A 15,238-nucleotide genomic window follows, 5' to 3' on the forward strand; every position below is an offset into this window, starting at 1 on the left:
GTCCTAAGGCTTATCAGATTACCCAATTTTTCCAACCACTAGCTCGTGATGGCTACGTTGAAATTGAATCTCACGGTAAGAAAAAGCGCATTGGAATTCATGAAATGCACATTGAGGAAGATGCCGGCAAGAATACTCACGGTACAAACGGTTATTCCTATGTTGACTTAAACCGGCAGGGAGTTCCTCTACTTGAAGTTGTTTCTGAGCCCGAAATTGCAGATCCTGATGAAGGCTATGCTTACCTTGAAAAATTGCGTAAGATTGTGCAATTTACAGGTGCTTCCGACGTTAAGATGGAAGAGGGATCAATGCGTGTTGATACCAACATTTCCATTAGACCTGCCGGGCAAAAGGAACTGGGTACCAAAGTTGAAATGAAGAACCTGAACTCTTTTGAACATGTGCGTAAGTCTTTGGCATATGAAGAAAAGCGTCAAGCTCAAGTTCTCCTTTCTGGTGGTCGCGTGCAACTTTCAACTCGCCGCTTTGATGAAGCAACTGGTAAAACAGTTTTGGAGCGTGTCAAAGAAGGCGATGCGGATTACCGTTACTTCCCTGAACCTGACATTGCTCCTGATCATATTAGTCAAGAATGGATTGATGAAATCAAGTCAACTTTGCCGCGTTCAGCCGAAGAACGTTACAACCAATATGTGAATGAATTTGGTCTGAAAGAATATGACGCAAATGTTCTTCTGCAAACCAAAGAAAGTTCAGATTTCTTTGATCAAACGGTTGCTGCAGGAGCTGATCCACAGCTTGCTGCTAACTGGATGAACACTCAAGTTAATGGTTATTTGAATGATAATCGTGTTGAACTTGCTGATATTAAGTTGACACCAGAACATTTAGCTGCCATGATTAAATTGATTAAAGATGGTACGATTTCTTCTAAGATAGCTAAAAAGGTCTTTGCAGAGACAATTGCTAATGGTACAGACCCTAAGAAATACGTTGAAGACAAAGGTATGGTGCAGTTATCTGATACCAGCGTCTTGGCACCTATGGTTAAAGAGGTTGTTGATAACAACCCACAATCGGTAGAAGACTTTAAGAACGGTAAGGATCGGGCAATTGGTTATCTTGTCGGCCAGTTGATGAAACAAACCAGGGGCAAGGCTAATCCAAAGATAATTAATAAGTTGCTGAATGAAGAATTGCAAAAGCGTTAAGTAAGTTTTGAAGTAATAAGGGTAGAAATTATGACTGAAAAAGCAAGATTGATCTATAATCCTGTATCTGGTCACGAACAGATGCCTAAAAATGTCGCGGATATATTGGACGTTTTGGAACAAGCTGGGTATGAGGCAAGTGCATTTAGAACCAAGCCAGAAAAGCAGAGTGCGCAAAAAGAAGCAACTCGGGTAGCTAATGAAGGCTTTGATTTGATTGTTGCCGCTGGCGGTGATGGCACCATCAATGAAGTGGTCAACGGTATTGCGAATTTGGAAAAAAGACCAAAGATGGCAATTATTCCTGCCGGTACTACTAACGATTATGCTCGTGCTCTGCATATACCGCGAGATGATATTGCTGAAGCAACAAAGGTTATTCTCAAAAATAAAACCCGTAAAATGGATATTGGTGAGGCAACTTTTGCCAAGGATATTCAGTATTTTGTTAATATTGCTGCTTGTGGTTCATTGACTGAACTGACATATGGTGTTCCGTCGGAAGTAAAGTCTGCACTTGGCTATACTGCCTACTTAATTAAGGGTGCGGAAATGTTGCCACATCTTACTGAAAATGAACTTCGTCTTACCTATGATGAGGGCGTATACGAAGGCAAACTGTCTATGCTATTGCTCGGAATGACTAATTCTATTGGTGGTTTTGAACAAATTATGCCTGATGCTGAACTAAGTGATGGCTTGTTTCAATTAATAATTGTCAAGCCGTCTGAACCAGTAAAGTTGTTAAAATTAATGGCTTTAGCTTTAAACGGCAAACACGTTGATGATCCTGACATTATTTACACTAAGACGCGTAGTTTAAAAATTGAATTAATGGGTAAAAGCAAAGGCGAAAAATTGCCGGTTAACCTTGATGGTGAAATTGGTGATTATTGTCCTGTTACTTTTAAAAATTTACAACAACGAATTGAATTTTTCGTTGGCGAATAGATAAAGCACAAAAAAGAAGCAATTACTTTCACGAGTAATTGCTTCTTTAGTTTAGTAACAAAATCAATTAGTTGCGACTATTGCCACTGCCACCAAAGATTTCTAGTAAGAACATAAAAATGTTAATGAAATCAAGGTAAAGTTGCAATGCACCGAGAACTGCTAAGCCGTTAGTTGAAACTTGGTCGCCATAATTAGTGTAAATGGCTTTCATTTTGTTGGCGTCGCTGGCAGTTAAACCTGTAAAAAGAATGACCCCAATAAATGAGAAGACATAAGTAACAGCCGGGTTACGTAAAAACATATTAACTATCAAGGCAACAACAAAGCCAAGTAAAGCTGCACTCAAGTATGAATTCCAGTTAGTCATATCTCTTTTAGTAAAAGTGCCAAACAAAGCCATGGCAATGAACACCGTTGCTGCTGAAACAAAGGCAGAAGTAATTTGGGTGCCGGTATAAAAGCCTGCAATTAAGGCAAATTCAAAACCGTAAATTGCTGATAGTATCGTTAACATTACTAGACTGGCAACTGGATTGCGATCAGCTTTAAAACTAATACCCATTGATAAGCCAAAAGGTACAAATAAGATGAGCCACATCATAGCCACTGGCATGTTCATCACAGCGCTTCTGAATACGGTCATTGTTAAGTAAGCTGCTAACGCAGAAACAAGTACTGCACCAGCCATCAAGGCATACATTTTTGTTAAAAAAGTATTGGTTTCGGAGATGGTGTGGATTTGGCGCCTATCTGAATTAGTATCGTAATTATTCATGAAAAACGTCCTTTCTTTAAGTTATTAGTAATAAAAGTAACACAGACTAAAGTAAGTGTGAAGGGAAAAAGTTGAAATTAATCCAATGTTAAGAAATCGACTTGTGCATTACTTTTGCTAGGATTTTTAGTAAAATAAAGATATTAATTAGTGTTTGTAAAAAAGGACAAAATATGGAAAAGAATCAAATTATCAAGCTTGAAATTACAGATTTATCATATGAAGCTATGGGAGTAGCTCATTATGAGGGCATGACAGTATTTGTCAACAATGCTTTACCGGGAGAAACGGTAGAAGCTAAGATTTTAAAAGTAAAGAAACACTTTGCTTTTGCTAAAATCGAACAAATTATTAAGGAAAGCCCTGACCGGGTTAACATTAAACTTAACCAGTGGGTCCAAACCGGCTTGGCATCTTTAGCACACATCAAATACGATAAGCAGCTGGAATTTAAACGTAATCAAGTAGTAAATTTACTGCAGAAAGCACATTTGGATGATGTAAAAGTAGGCGAGACCCTGCCTAGTCCTGAAGAAACAGGCTACCGTAACAAGGCACAGGTGCCAGTGCGTGAAGTTAAAGGTCAGCTTGAAATTGGCTTTTTCAGAAAACATTCACACGACTTAGTGCCTCTGACCAATTTCTTTACTACTGATCCTGAAATTGACCGCGTTTTAGTTGCTGTGCGTGATATTTTAAGACAATATCGTGTTCCAGCTTACGATGAAATTCATAATCAAGGTGAAGTCAGGTACTTGGACGTTCGCCGCAGTAAAGCGACTGGTGAAATTATGGTCATCTTGGTTTGCTTGCACAAAGATTTCCCTCAGTTACCAAAAGTAGCAGAGGCTATTAAACAAATTGCTGGTGTCACTAGCTTAGTATTGAATTATAACCCGAAGAAGACCAACGTTATCTTAGGTAAGATTGATTACTTGATCTTCGGTAAGCCGCAAATTACGGACCAAATAGGTGATGTTAAATTTAAGATTTCTCCTGAAAGTTTCTTTCAAATCAATTCACTGCAAACACCCCGTTTATATGATTTAGCTATCAAAAAAGCTGATTTAAAGCCTGATGATATCGTGATTGATGCTTATTCTGGTATTGGAACTATTGGTTTAAGCGTTGCCAAGCACGTTAAATCTGTCCGCGGAATTGAAAGCGTGTCTGATGCGGTGAAAGATGCCAATAATAATGCTAAGTTGAATGGTATCAATAATGCCAAATATGTGACTGGTAAGGCTGAAGAAGTGATGCCAAGATGGGCAGCTAAGGGGATGAAAGCTGATGTCATCTTTGTCGACCCGCCACGCAAAGGATTAACACCTGAATTTATTGAGGCAGCAGTAAATACTAGTCCAAAGAAGATTGTTTATATCTCATGCAATCCCGCAACCATGATTCGTGATTTGCAGGAATTTATGAATGAAGGCTACACCTTTAATCAAATCGATCCTGTTGACATGTTTCCACAAACACCGCATGTTGAAGCGGTGACGGTATTGGAACGGGCTAGGAAATAAGCAAAAATGCCTGTGTAATAGTATTTTTAATAGAAAAAAGCGTCCTAATTTCTATTTTAAAGATTGATGTGAACCCTAAAATTAGGACGTTTTTTGTTTTCGGAGCTATACCACAGTGTTTTCTGGATAAGAGAAAAGCAATTATTATAAAAAGTAGCATAAAAATCTTTTTACTAAATAGTTTCTCTCATTTGTTCAGATGCTTAAAAACAAGAGAAATTTGTACTAAATAATTAATTTTTGAATGATATTTTGTTAGTGTGAAAAGTTTATTAGTAAAATTCATTGATTCAAATCCTTGGCATTGATCAATAATTTTAGTAAAATATTTGTAAGAAGTAAGACGTAAAACGAAAAGGAGAAATTGTTATGGAAAATGCTTTAACTGGCAAAGTGTCACAAAAAGGACAAGTTGTTATTCCAGCATCAATCCGGAAGGCTCTAGATTTGAAAAGGGGAAGTGAGGTATCATTCAAATTAGAGAATGGCGCAATTACTATTAAAAAACTACCAACAGCATTAGATTGGGCTAATTTGGTTAAGCAAATACCAGTTGAGAATGTTGATATTGATGAAAATGGACATTATGATCCTAAAAAATCACCTGATTTTCATGACTGGATGGTTAATGGCTAATGGAGCCAATGGACATTTATATTGCTAACGTACCTTTTGACGAGATACATGGTAGCAAAGTACGCCCAGCTCTAGTAATTGAAGTTGGTCGAGAATACGTCATGGTTTTTAAGATTACTAGCCAATATCAGCATAAGTCAGCACAGATTAAGCAATTGTACTATTCTATTCAAAACTGGCCAGAAGCAGGGTTAAAAAAGCAGTCCTATGTTGACACTCATAAACTTTATCGTCTAAACAAAAAATTGGTTTTTAGTCAAAAGCCGATTGGTAAATTGACTGCACTAGATAGGCTAGGACTCTTCAGATTTATTCAACAGCAAAATTAACAAGTTATATGTCATCCAAATTAGGGTGGCATTTTTGTTTAAAGTATCAATACTTAGCAATCATCATAAACTCAAGTATCATTATATTAAATTTTAATCGTCAACTATTGAATTGAATCTTGCGTTATAGTCTAGAAACTATTGAAAAAATATTAAGAAATAATTATTAAATAAATATTTAAAAATTAAATTTTGATTTAATATTACAAAATGCTATATATAAAACATATTTTTGTAGTCGTTATGCTAATTGGTTAAATATATTACATAAAATAAATGATTTACACCTTTTTTGAGATGTTTTATCAAAGAAATTATATGATACTGTTAAAAATACTATAATTTTCTCAATATTAAATCTGCTTATTTCTAAATAAATAATTAATCTTATATTTTGAATTGCATTACCATTCCAACAGATTTGGTATTCTTTGGAGAAAACTTTCTATAGGCTAAAGCCTATCTAATTTAAAAATGTATATTTTTAAATTAGGTACTCGGAATATTATTAACAGACATATCTTTTTATCTAATTAAGAAATTTAAGAGTTCATTAAATTTTATTAAACATTATTTATTGTCATATTTGCTATTTATTTTGATGAAAAATGATAATTATGGGCAAAAAGTATTAGATTTCATTTTCAGTGATTTAATATATATTTAGCAAGATATGATATAAACTTATGAATTAAGGAAGTGATTAAAATGAGTACTGAATTTTTAGAGAACTTACAAAAAAATAATGAGTTCCCTATTATATTTATTGGCTCGGGTATAACTCAACGTTATTTTAGTAATGCACCAACTTGGGATAAATTGCTGTACAAGATTTGGAATGAAACGAGTATAGAGCAAACTTATTTTTCGAAATATAATCAACTAATGGAAAAATATAACAATAAGTTTGATGCATATACTAAGTTAGCAGATGAACTAGAGAAAAATTACAATCAGGATTTTTTTGATGAAAAGTTAACAATTGAAGGCTTAACACCTAGCTTAGCCCATACTGATGGAATTTCGCCTTTTAGAAAGCGTATAGCTTTAATATTTTCTGACTTAAAGCCTAAAGAAGGAGTAAAAAAAGAAGTTGAAGCTTTCTCTAATATGTTAAAAAAGGCTAGACTTATAATTACAACAAATTATGATGAATTTATTGAACAAAATTTGAAAAAAATTAACGTAAGGGTAGGTAATAAAGGACTTTTTGAGCCTTCTAACATGTTAAATGAATTATACAAAATTCATGGATCAGTAAATGATGTCGATTCAATTGTGATAACTAGTAAAGACTATAAAAAATTAGAAAGAACATCTGCAATAGTCAATGCTAAAATTTTGAGTCAATTGACTGTATCCCCTATTATTTTTTTCGGATATTCTATGACTGATCAAAATATACAAATGCTTTTAAAAGATTTAGCATTAAACATGCCATTTCCCATTGACAAAGCATCTAAAAGAATAGGCGTTGTTGATTATCAAGAGGGAGTTCAAGAAATAAAAGAGACAATCGCTGACACATCATATGGAGTATATTATACGAAATTATCTACTGATAATTTCAAAAAAATATACGACAACATAGCAAAAGTTAACCAAGGATTTTCTCCATATGAGATTAATAGATATCAGGACGCATTTAGACAGATCATTGATACAAAAGGTAAACAAGGAAAATTAAAACAGGTATTAACCACTTTTGTAGATTTGAACAAGCTACCTGAAGAATTGGAAAGTAAAAATCTAGTAGTTGCATTTGGTGATAGTAGATTCATTTATAAGTATCCAACATATGCTGATTATGTTAAAGATTATTTTCTAGAGAAAGAAACTATGCCACTTGAAATTGCCTTAAGGTTTATATTAAAAACTACACCTAAATCAACCTTGCCCGTTTCAAAATATGTTATTAAAGTTAAAAAAGGAAATGTCACGTTAAATGAAAGAGACAAGAAAAAATTAAATAATAGACTAAAAAGTTTTCCTTCACTTAAGTCTCTACGGATTCAAGACACTCCTAAAAAAGATAAGGAGACCTTGAAAAAGTTAGACTTTAAAGACATAGACAATATTCTTGACAAAAACAGTGAAATAAAAAATTATACTAAGATAAATTATTTTAGTTTACACATAAATGAATATTCACAAAATGATGCTTTAAACCTAATAAAATATATTTTGGAAAATGAGATAGATAGTTTCATTGGTGACACGGCATGTAGAAAATTATTCATGGCTTACAGTTTACGTTACGAGAAAATAATTGAAAAGATATAACGAAATAAAAAAAGCCTCAATCATAGCATTCTATGTGAGACCTTCTTTTGTTGAACCAAAAACAGCATTACAAATGGCATAATTGTTTTTGACTTTTGTATGTTAACAATAGTTACTGTTATAGTCAAGTTTAATAAATCTATTTTACTTAATATATGCTATAGGTCTTGCTACTTTTTAATGAAACTGTTCAGTTTTAATCAAGTATTTTATTTCCAAGACTTTATTTTGTTCCAGAAATATCAAGAAAGTAATTATTAAAAATCATTTTTGAAGGCAAACCACAAAATAAGTTTGCTATGGCCATTATATTAAATACACGTAAATGATATTAATTAGTAAACCAAATGTAGTGCTTATATTTATTGGTTTGAAGAATTTTGTAAATTCACTAAAAATAAAACCGATTTTAGTGAAAGATGAAATATATATTTGAGTTACGGTTTTAATATTAAAAAGTTTTTGTTAAATAAATGGGTTGATACTGATATATGTTATATTTAAGTTGATTTTATATAAGTTTATTAGACAATTTTTAGTAATATGAGAATATATAACTTTTTAATTAGAACTAAAAATAGGACAAATGAAAATGGATAAATGGCAAGAAGAATGGGCCTACAATAAATATTGGGTAATGGCTCATTCGCAACAGTGCTATGAGCAAATTAGGCTGCTAGCTAAAGACAACGAATGGTCAGAACAAAAGAATATTGAATTCAAGAACTTATTAGAAAAAGCAGCCAGGCAAACACCAACGGTTAAAACTTTAACAAACGCTTATCAACATGTCTGGGGCTACTTTAAGAAAATGTGTACACCAGAGGAAAAGCAAACTTACTTACATTTATTGCAAGAATTATCGCCACAAGACGATAAATTGGGTCCATTTTTAAGTCGTTTAGCTGAAAAGTATCAAGTTTCTTATTTACTAAATTCACGTTTAATTCAGGAGAATAAAGAAAAATCATGAGATTATGGCATCAAGACTTAATTTGGCGTTTGCCTAGGCAACAATTATTAGGGCAACACCGCGAAATTGCTGCTTTGCGTGGACGTGGCTGGGGTAAGCCCCACGCTACCGTTAACTATGTTTTTCAACATTCACCTTACAAATTGTATCAATTTCATTTGTTAGTATTAGCTGAGATGCAACGGCGCCATTATCATCCAGATCTTAAATGGTTTGATCCTTATTATAGAGGACAACATTGTCCTAAGTACGAAAGTTTACCAGCTATTCCGTGGACTGATCCAATTTATCCAGAACATGATGAGGCTTATTTACAAAGTTGTTTGGATGATTTGCACCAAAAAGGAATTGATTTGTATTAAGTTTAGTTTGCAAAAAAAACGGAAGATTATCATTGAATATTGACATTTTTATAAATCTCTTTTTTGCCATTGTAATTAGATTACTTTTTTTGATTTTATGTTTTACAAGACAATCATACGAGGAAGAGATTCCTTTTTTCAATAGTCATTTACACAAGATTATTTAAACACCCTAAAAATGGAATTCATAAGTTTTTGAATTTATAAGAAAGAATATATAGAGTAAACTTAATTTTAAGGTTTTTTACTTGAAAATATTTTTTTAAAAAAGTAAATTATAAATATCATTAAATTAGTAATAAATTTTTGGTTCATGAATAAAGGTCTTAAATTGGTGCTTGTAACAGAGCTAATATATGTTATCAAGTAACGTTTACAACTTTTTCATTTAGCAACATGCATACAAAAGAATTATAATGATAGTGTAAAATTTTATTTAGAAAGGAATTATACATGGCTACTTCTGAAGCAAATATTAGGATTGGTGTTTCACTATTGCTGAATAAATATGGTGCTTTAAATACCAGTGAAGTCAAAAAGTTGCTGAATACTGTCATTCCCTTTGACAGCGATGATAAAAGAAAAAGTAAAACGAGAAATGAGATGTTAATTTTACAAAGAATTGGTAACATAGTTTCTCATCAAAATACAAATAAAAAAATTTATTTAAACTCTTATATAGTTGATAAGACTAACAAACCTGCACAGTGGATTTTATTAAAGGGATTAAAAACTAGTAATACACTTGTAAAAATCTCTAGCGCTGATTTAAAAAAGAGAAAGAAACTAAGCAGAAAATTCAAGCCTAAGAAAATAGATTGGCAAAAAATTAATAATAAAAGATCATCAATTGGGATTGCGGGTGAAGATTATGTATTCAAAAGTGAAACAAAAAGAGTATCAAAATTCGCACCACAAGATATTAATAGAATAATTCATCTCAGTCAGGAACAAGGTGATGGGGCAGGATATGACATCATTTCTCTTGAAAAAGATGGTTCTAGTAGATATATCGAAGTAAAAACAACAGATAATGGTTTAGATTACCCTTTTTATATGTCACAAAATGAGAAACTATATTTTGACTTGCATAAAAATGATAAGAATTTGTTTATTTATCGTGTGTATAACTTCGATATAACCAAAAAAAAGGGGAAAATAAAAATTATACCCGCTGCTGATGTGGTAAATAAATATTCGTTTAACTCCACTTCTTATGAAGTATCAAAAAAGTAGAATCAAATAAGACACTTTGCCTTTGATACTAAGAAATTATTTGAAGGTCTAGTTATGTCTTATAATAACTCCAAAGGTGCTTTTTATGAACACCTTTTTAATTTTGGCTTTAATTAAGATGTTAAAGAATATATAATTAATAAATGTAAAAATATGATTATTTTTAATTTAATGTGTACCAGAAAGAAGTAGTTACCATGAAAATACCTATTTTTTTAAGTAAGCCGACTCCAATTTGCGATGAACAAAAGTGTTTTTAAAAATGTTTAAATATATTTTTGGAAAGTGAAGGATTGGAACCAAGAACTTTAGGTGTAACTGATTATGATACAAAAGCACCATTAAAAGGAATCAGGCGGATTATGATGGAATCTAATGGCTTGTTAGCTATTGCACTTAAAAAAACTCATATTGAAACTGGGTGCCAATACAAGGATAAACGTAAGAAATATTGTGTAGAAAATAAATGGTTGACTAGTCCATATTGTCAGATTGAACCAGCTATGGCTTTTCAATTAGGCTTGCCTGTTTTAATACTGAGAGATAAATCTGTAATTGCAGATGGTATTTTGGAAAAGGGAGCTCTAGGGAGTTTTATGTCAGTTTTTAATATGGAAGATGGTTGTGACTATTTTTGCTCTGATGAATTTTTGGAATTACTGAGAGAATGGGAAGCTGATGTAAGGACTGTGGCTAAAAATAAAGGTAATCCTCCTAGATTGTATTAAATAATAATAGGATAATGTCTCCAAGAAAAAAAGCTGTGTAATCAGTAGGTTACGCAGCTTTTTTTGTAATTATGATTAAAAAAATTAATAGTCTCGCTATTAGATCTTCTCAAAACTATTTCTTTTTTATTTTATTGTTGATCTCTCTAATTTCTCTTATAACTCGGTAAGATCTGATAACCCATGCTGTGACGTAAATTAAGATGAAGAGTCCAGTAAAAATCATAAAGTTAACGATATTTGGTGGAAACCAACCTGCTAAAAATGCAAGCGGAGTAAACCCGATGTAGTAAATGATAAAACTAACGATTGTCCTCTTTAATATGGACCATTGTCTAATAACAAAGACAAAGCTACCAAAGCCGAATACTAATCCCATTAAGGCCCATAAAATTACTGAGACGGTCATAGCGTTTAAAGGGGTAGCAAATTTTGCAGAAAAACTGGGATCTGAAGGATAATATATTGAGTTTTTATTGGAAAAATTGTAAAAAAGAGAAGCGGTCAGTCCATATAGGGTTCCTTCAGCTGAAAACCTAAATGTATAGTTGATTAATTTTTTCATATTTTTCATATTCCTAACCTCTCTTTCAGGTTCTTAATATTTCTTCTTGATATTTGTACGCGATGCTTATTAGTCAGAACAACATCGATTAACCCATTATTAAGTAATTCAAGGTGGTCGATATGCTGATAATTAAATATAGCGCTGCGTGAAGCTTCAATAAAATAGTTCGGTAGATCTGCTTTCAAATTTGATAAACGATCATTATATATAAGCTGCTGCTTTTCTGTATAAACATTAATATCTCTATTAGCAACCTCAAGTGAATAAATGTCTTCAAAATTAATCGGATAAATTTGAGATTGATAATGGCACCATAATGAGTTTTCGGACTTTGTTAATTTTTGCAAAAGTTCATTAATTGCTGGTGTCATTTTTTTGATCCATAATTCACCGTGTTCTTCACTAATATTAGGATCGATGTGACAATTAATTTTCATTCCTAGCGCTCCTTTCTGTTAATAAGTATAGTAGATGAACTTTATTTTTATCCTAGATTACTGCAAATGATGGAATAAATGTCATTAATGGTTACAAAGCCTGTTTTTCTGGTTAAAATTTTGCTTTTTTAATTAAAAGAGAGTTTGAGTACATGAATATACTAAAGTATAATTTAAAGAAAAGTTGTTTTAATTAAATTACCCGACTAAGGATAAAGATGATGAAAGAAATTGATGAATTAAGATTAGATTGTGCTCTAAAAAGCTATAAAAAAATAAAATGAATATAAAAATCTTAAACATATTTATATTATTTATAATTAATGATACAATAGATTAAAAATTTTTATTTCTAATCACAATAATGTCCTAGAAAGGAAGCTACTATAATATTGCTGATCTTGAGTACTTTTGAAAAATTGTTAAAATTCAAGTTAAAAAATTTAAAAACGATTTATTGTGAAGGTCACATAATTTTATATTTCAAAGAAAAACACTTTAGTTGGGGGCAGTAATAATAATCAGTTTATTGCAAATCTGGAAAGGGCAAGAAAGTAGGCTATTTAAATTAATATGTTGACTCCTTTAGTAAAATATCCGGGAGGCAAAGAAAAAGAATTAAAATATATTCTTCCAAATTTACCAAGCAAAATTAATTCATATTACGAACCTTTTGTAGGGGCTGGAGCAGTATATTTTGCTATTTCGGATTTAATTAATAAAAAGTATATTAATGATAAATCGGAGGATTTAATACGTTTGTATTATTCTATAAAAAATCAGGATCACTCATTTTTCCAGTTGTTAACGAAAATGGATGAAATATGGGTAAATATTGAAGGGTATGTACTTAATGCGATTCCGTCTCTCTGGGAGATTTTTAATTCCATGGATAAAGAAATTAAAAATGATTCTATTTTTGACAAACACATAATAATTCAAGGTATGGATAAGAGTTTTCCATATTCTGATTTACCAGTGAGATTTTTATGTGCTAATTTAAAAAGAAAGTTTAATTATTTATTGAAGCAGAAACGGAATTGCGTAAACATAAAGAATCAAGACTTTAACGATATAATTCTTACTGCATATAAATCATCTATTTATATGCAATATAGATATTTATATAATATAAGCAAAAAAGGTCAAATAGCAGAAGGTGAAAGGGCTGCTTTATATTTGTTTTTAAGGCAATATGCTTATAGTTCAATGTTTCGCTTTTCAAAAAATGGTGATTTTAATGTTCCTTATGGCGGAAAAAGTTATAACAATATTAGACTAGAAACAAAGATAAAGTATTATAAAAAAAGTGAATTGATCAGAACGTTAAATGATACTATTATAGGTAACACTGACTTTGAAATTTTTTTAAATATGTATCCTCCTCAAAAAAATGATTTTTTATTTATTGATCCACCATATGATAGTGATTTTTCAAAATATGATAACTTGTCTTTTGATGCAAAGGAACAAAAAAAATTATCAAGATTTTTAATTGAAAAAACTATTGCAAATTGGATGATTGTCATTAAAGATACACAATTAATTCGAGAGATTTATCCCATTGGACAAAAAACAGCAAATAACGGTCAGATTTATATCAATAATTTCGAAAAGACTTATAATGTAAATTTCAGAAACAGAAATATAAAAAAAACGAGGCACTTGATGATAACAAATTATGAAATTAAATAAGTTTATAAAGCGTGTGAGGAGAATGAAGTGAATGGCTAATCGACAAATTAATCTTCAGAATGTAACTATGAAAGAAATTTTGATTGCGATGCGTCGTTTGGGTGGTCAAGTTACAAGACGAAAAATTAGTTCAGATATTCGTGACAATTCCACTGCAATCTCAGAACAAGAAGTAGATAAAATTAAAGTGTCTAAGAAAACGGGTAATAAATATAAACCTTTTGACTATACGCTGAATTATGCGGTTATCTATTTGGTGAGAACAGGCTATTTAGCTGAAGACGGTCATCAAGTAGAATTAACTGAAAAAGGGCGTAAAGTTGATCTTGATACTTTTGATCCAGAAAAGGATGTACGGCCATTCTTAGAAGATAATGATTCTCAGGAATTAAAGAAAAAGAACTTGGCTGAAATTGATTCTGCTAAGGATTCAACGGATGAAGATACAGAAGAAGAACAATGGAGACAAGATTTGCTAGATGCTCTGCTGAAAATGAGTCCGAAAAAGTTTGAACTCTTTTGCCGCGGGTTACTTACAAAAATGGGGATTGATGTTGATAAGACGATAGGCGTTAGCTATATTGCTGATGGTGGCCTTGATGGTTTTGGCTATGTTCGTTCAAATGATTACCGTACTACCAGAGTGGCATTGCAGGCAAAGCGCTGGCAATCCAATGTGCCCGCTCCTGAAATAGATAAGTTTCGCGGAGCAATGGATAAATACAACGCGGAATTTGGTATTTTTATTACGAATTCTGATTTTACTCGCGGTGCAATTAAGACAGCACGTCAGGGCACAAGAATTATCACTTTGATTGATGGTGAGGAAATCTGTGACCTGGTAGCAAAATATAATTATTACGTGGAGCCTGTGACTACGTATCGGTTGAAATCATTTTATACTGATAAAGATTAAACAACCTTTATGTTAACTGATTTATCGTTATTGCTTTACAGATAAGGTGATACTATGTCGACTATACAATTTGGAATTAGATTAGATAAGAAAGAAAAGCAAGAATTAGATGATAATGCCAAGCAAATCGGCTTGACGGCTGCTACGGCAGTTAAAATGCTTATCTCTCAGTTTAACCATGATAAAGGATTTAGTTATCCTGTAAATCGTAAAGAGGATAATATATCAGATACAAATTTACCTTCCGAAGTTGAAAAGGCTATAGTAATAGCTAAAGCTGAAGAGTTAGGATTGATTAAGGATAGTAGTATTAAAGTAGATAATCTAGATGATTGGAAAAAGCGGTGAACAGAAAATTAAAATATGAAGTGCGTTTTGAAAAATCTTTTGTAAAAAGAATGGATAATTTACAAAGTATGTTTAATCTTTCTTCTGTTGATACAATGGATGCAAGGATGACAATTATAGATGCAGTTGAAATCCTAGCTATGGGAAAAATATACTGTTCATAAAGTTTTGAAAAAACTCTGGAGTGAATACCACGAATTTCATGTTCTTAATGATTTACTAGTAATTTATTATCAGGTGGATGCCAAAAAGCGTTTAAGGATGGTAACTATCACCAATCATAAGGAACTTTCTACT

Annotated in this window: 18 protein-coding genes; 15 read left to right on the plus strand and 3 right to left on the minus strand. The window is 31.9% G+C overall.

The features are described from left to right. On the plus strand, window positions 1-1,175 hold a 1,175-nt coding region (gene gatB / locus Q0R51_RS07880; protein ID WP_294757891.1), incomplete at its 5' end, for an Asp-tRNA(Asn)/Glu-tRNA(Gln) amidotransferase subunit GatB. A gap of 30 nt (window positions 1,176-1,205) precedes the next feature. Continuing rightward, window positions 1,206-2,126, plus strand: a complete 921-nt coding sequence (locus Q0R51_RS07885; protein WP_046324530.1) for a diacylglycerol kinase family lipid kinase — start codon at window positions 1,206-1,208, stop codon at window positions 2,124-2,126. Between the two features lie 67 nt (window positions 2,127-2,193). On the opposite strand, the gene Q0R51_RS07890 is transcribed toward Q0R51_RS07885, so the two are convergent. Beyond that, entirely contained in the window at window positions 2,194-2,904 is a 711-nt protein-coding gene (locus Q0R51_RS07890) for a Bax inhibitor-1/YccA family protein (RefSeq protein WP_122025796.1), read from the minus strand. A gap of 173 nt (window positions 2,905-3,077) precedes the next feature. Here Q0R51_RS07890 and rlmD point away from each other — a divergent pair, with 173 nt between their 5' ends. From rlmD to Q0R51_RS07930, 8 genes are all read left to right on the plus strand, one after another. After that, complete coding sequence (gene rlmD, locus Q0R51_RS07895; RefSeq protein WP_122025797.1) at window positions 3,078-4,430, plus strand: 23S rRNA (uracil(1939)-C(5))-methyltransferase RlmD; 1,353 nt, start codon at window positions 3,078-3,080, stop codon at window positions 4,428-4,430. 369 nt (window positions 4,431-4,799) lie between these two features. Next, window positions 4,800-5,066 (plus strand): AbrB/MazE/SpoVT family DNA-binding domain-containing protein, encoded by a 267-nt coding sequence (locus Q0R51_RS07900; protein ID WP_122025798.1) that lies wholly within the window; start codon window positions 4,800-4,802, stop codon window positions 5,064-5,066. After that, complete coding sequence (locus Q0R51_RS07905; RefSeq protein WP_122025799.1) at window positions 5,066-5,395, plus strand: type II toxin-antitoxin system PemK/MazF family toxin; 330 nt, start codon at window positions 5,066-5,068, stop codon at window positions 5,393-5,395. The genes Q0R51_RS07900 and Q0R51_RS07905 overlap by 1 nt, the downstream gene beginning before the upstream one ends. Window positions 5,396-6,103: 708 nt before the next feature. Then, window positions 6,104-7,678, plus strand: coding sequence for an SIR2 family protein (locus Q0R51_RS07910; protein WP_294757904.1), 1,575 nt, complete (start codon window positions 6,104-6,106; stop codon window positions 7,676-7,678). 592 nt (window positions 7,679-8,270) lie between these two features. Then, window positions 8,271-8,651: a YbgA family protein gene (locus tag Q0R51_RS07915; RefSeq protein WP_122025801.1), complete on the plus strand. Its 381-nt coding sequence runs from the start codon at window positions 8,271-8,273 to the stop codon at window positions 8,649-8,651. Then, on the plus strand, window positions 8,648-9,013 hold the full coding sequence (locus tag Q0R51_RS07920) for a TIGR02328 family protein (protein ID WP_294757907.1): 366 nt from the start codon (window positions 8,648-8,650) through the stop codon (window positions 9,011-9,013). The genes Q0R51_RS07915 and Q0R51_RS07920 overlap by 4 nt, the downstream gene beginning before the upstream one ends. A 453-nt stretch (window positions 9,014-9,466) precedes the next feature. Then, window positions 9,467-10,249 carry a DUF3883 domain-containing protein gene (locus Q0R51_RS07925; RefSeq protein WP_294757909.1) on the plus strand — a complete coding sequence of 261 codons (783 nt, stop codon included), beginning with the start codon at window positions 9,467-9,469 and terminating at the stop codon, window positions 10,247-10,249. 293 nt (window positions 10,250-10,542) lie between these two features. Further along, window positions 10,543-10,977: a hypothetical protein gene (locus tag Q0R51_RS07930; protein ID WP_233557703.1), complete on the plus strand. Its 435-nt coding sequence runs from the start codon at window positions 10,543-10,545 to the stop codon at window positions 10,975-10,977. A 115-nt stretch (window positions 10,978-11,092) separates the two neighbouring features. Here Q0R51_RS07930 and Q0R51_RS07935 read toward each other — a convergent pair whose 3' ends face one another. Both Q0R51_RS07935 and Q0R51_RS07940 read right to left on the minus strand, forming a co-directional pair. Beyond that, window positions 11,093-11,551: a DUF3021 domain-containing protein gene (locus tag Q0R51_RS07935; RefSeq protein WP_233557704.1), complete on the minus strand. Its 459-nt coding sequence runs from the start codon at window positions 11,549-11,551 to the stop codon at window positions 11,093-11,095. After that, the gene (locus tag Q0R51_RS07940; RefSeq protein ID WP_294757915.1) at window positions 11,548-11,982 is read right to left on the minus strand and encodes a LytTR family DNA-binding domain-containing protein; all 435 of its coding nucleotides are present in this window, start codon (window positions 11,980-11,982) and stop codon (window positions 11,548-11,550) included. Before Q0R51_RS07940 ends, Q0R51_RS07935 begins: the two co-directional genes overlap by 4 nt. A gap of 573 nt (window positions 11,983-12,555) precedes the next feature. Here Q0R51_RS07940 and Q0R51_RS07945 point away from each other — a divergent pair. The 5 genes from Q0R51_RS07945 to Q0R51_RS09070 form a co-directional block, all read left to right on the plus strand. Further along, on the plus strand, window positions 12,556-13,677 hold the full coding sequence (locus Q0R51_RS07945) for a DNA adenine methylase (protein WP_294757918.1): 1,122 nt from the start codon (window positions 12,556-12,558) through the stop codon (window positions 13,675-13,677). A gap of 31 nt (window positions 13,678-13,708) precedes the next feature. After that, window positions 13,709-14,593 carry a restriction endonuclease gene (locus Q0R51_RS07950; RefSeq protein WP_122025805.1) on the plus strand — a complete coding sequence of 295 codons (885 nt, stop codon included), beginning with the start codon at window positions 13,709-13,711 and terminating at the stop codon, window positions 14,591-14,593. A 54-nt stretch (window positions 14,594-14,647) separates the two neighbouring features. Beyond that, window positions 14,648-14,941, plus strand: coding sequence for a hypothetical protein (locus Q0R51_RS07955; RefSeq protein WP_294757923.1), 294 nt, complete (start codon window positions 14,648-14,650; stop codon window positions 14,939-14,941). Further along, window positions 14,938-15,105 (plus strand): hypothetical protein, encoded by a 168-nt coding sequence (locus Q0R51_RS07960; protein WP_294757926.1) that lies wholly within the window; start codon window positions 14,938-14,940, stop codon window positions 15,103-15,105. The genes Q0R51_RS07955 and Q0R51_RS07960 overlap by 4 nt, the downstream gene beginning before the upstream one ends. A 4-nt stretch (window positions 15,106-15,109) precedes the next feature. Next, window positions 15,110-15,238: type II toxin-antitoxin system YafQ family toxin (locus tag Q0R51_RS09070; RefSeq protein ID WP_367178634.1), on the plus strand; the 129-nt coding region annotated here is incomplete at its 3' end.

The organism is uncultured Lactobacillus sp. (assembly GCF_946477725.1).
Taxonomy (GTDB): Bacteria; Bacillota; Bacilli; order Lactobacillales; family Lactobacillaceae; genus Lactobacillus.

Coding starts and splice junctions, on each gene's coding strand:
- Q0R51_RS07885 (WP_046324530.1), top strand. CDS start 1,206: ATGACTGAAAAAGCAAGATTGATCTATAATCCTGTATCTGGTCACGAA.
- Q0R51_RS07890 (WP_122025796.1), bottom strand. CDS start 2,904: ATGAATAATTACGATACTAATTCAGATAGGCGCCAAATCCACACCATC.
- rlmD (WP_122025797.1), top strand. CDS start 3,078: ATGGAAAAGAATCAAATTATCAAGCTTGAAATTACAGATTTATCATAT.
- Q0R51_RS07900 (WP_122025798.1), top strand. CDS start 4,800: ATGGAAAATGCTTTAACTGGCAAAGTGTCACAAAAAGGACAAGTTGTT.
- Q0R51_RS07905 (WP_122025799.1), top strand. CDS start 5,066: ATGGAGCCAATGGACATTTATATTGCTAACGTACCTTTTGACGAGATA.
- Q0R51_RS07910 (WP_294757904.1), top strand. CDS start 6,104: ATGAGTACTGAATTTTTAGAGAACTTACAAAAAAATAATGAGTTCCCT.
- Q0R51_RS07915 (WP_122025801.1), top strand. CDS start 8,271: ATGGATAAATGGCAAGAAGAATGGGCCTACAATAAATATTGGGTAATG.
- Q0R51_RS07920 (WP_294757907.1), top strand. CDS start 8,648: ATGAGATTATGGCATCAAGACTTAATTTGGCGTTTGCCTAGGCAACAA.
- Q0R51_RS07925 (WP_294757909.1), top strand. CDS start 9,467: ATGGCTACTTCTGAAGCAAATATTAGGATTGGTGTTTCACTATTGCTG.
- Q0R51_RS07935 (WP_233557704.1), bottom strand. CDS start 11,551: ATGAAAAATATGAAAAAATTAATCAACTATACATTTAGGTTTTCAGCT.
- Q0R51_RS07940 (WP_294757915.1), bottom strand. CDS start 11,982: ATGAAAATTAATTGTCACATCGATCCTAATATTAGTGAAGAACACGGT.
- Q0R51_RS07945 (WP_294757918.1), top strand. CDS start 12,556: ATGTTGACTCCTTTAGTAAAATATCCGGGAGGCAAAGAAAAAGAATTA.
- Q0R51_RS07950 (WP_122025805.1), top strand. CDS start 13,709: ATGGCTAATCGACAAATTAATCTTCAGAATGTAACTATGAAAGAAATT.
- Q0R51_RS07955 (WP_294757923.1), top strand. CDS start 14,648: ATGTCGACTATACAATTTGGAATTAGATTAGATAAGAAAGAAAAGCAA.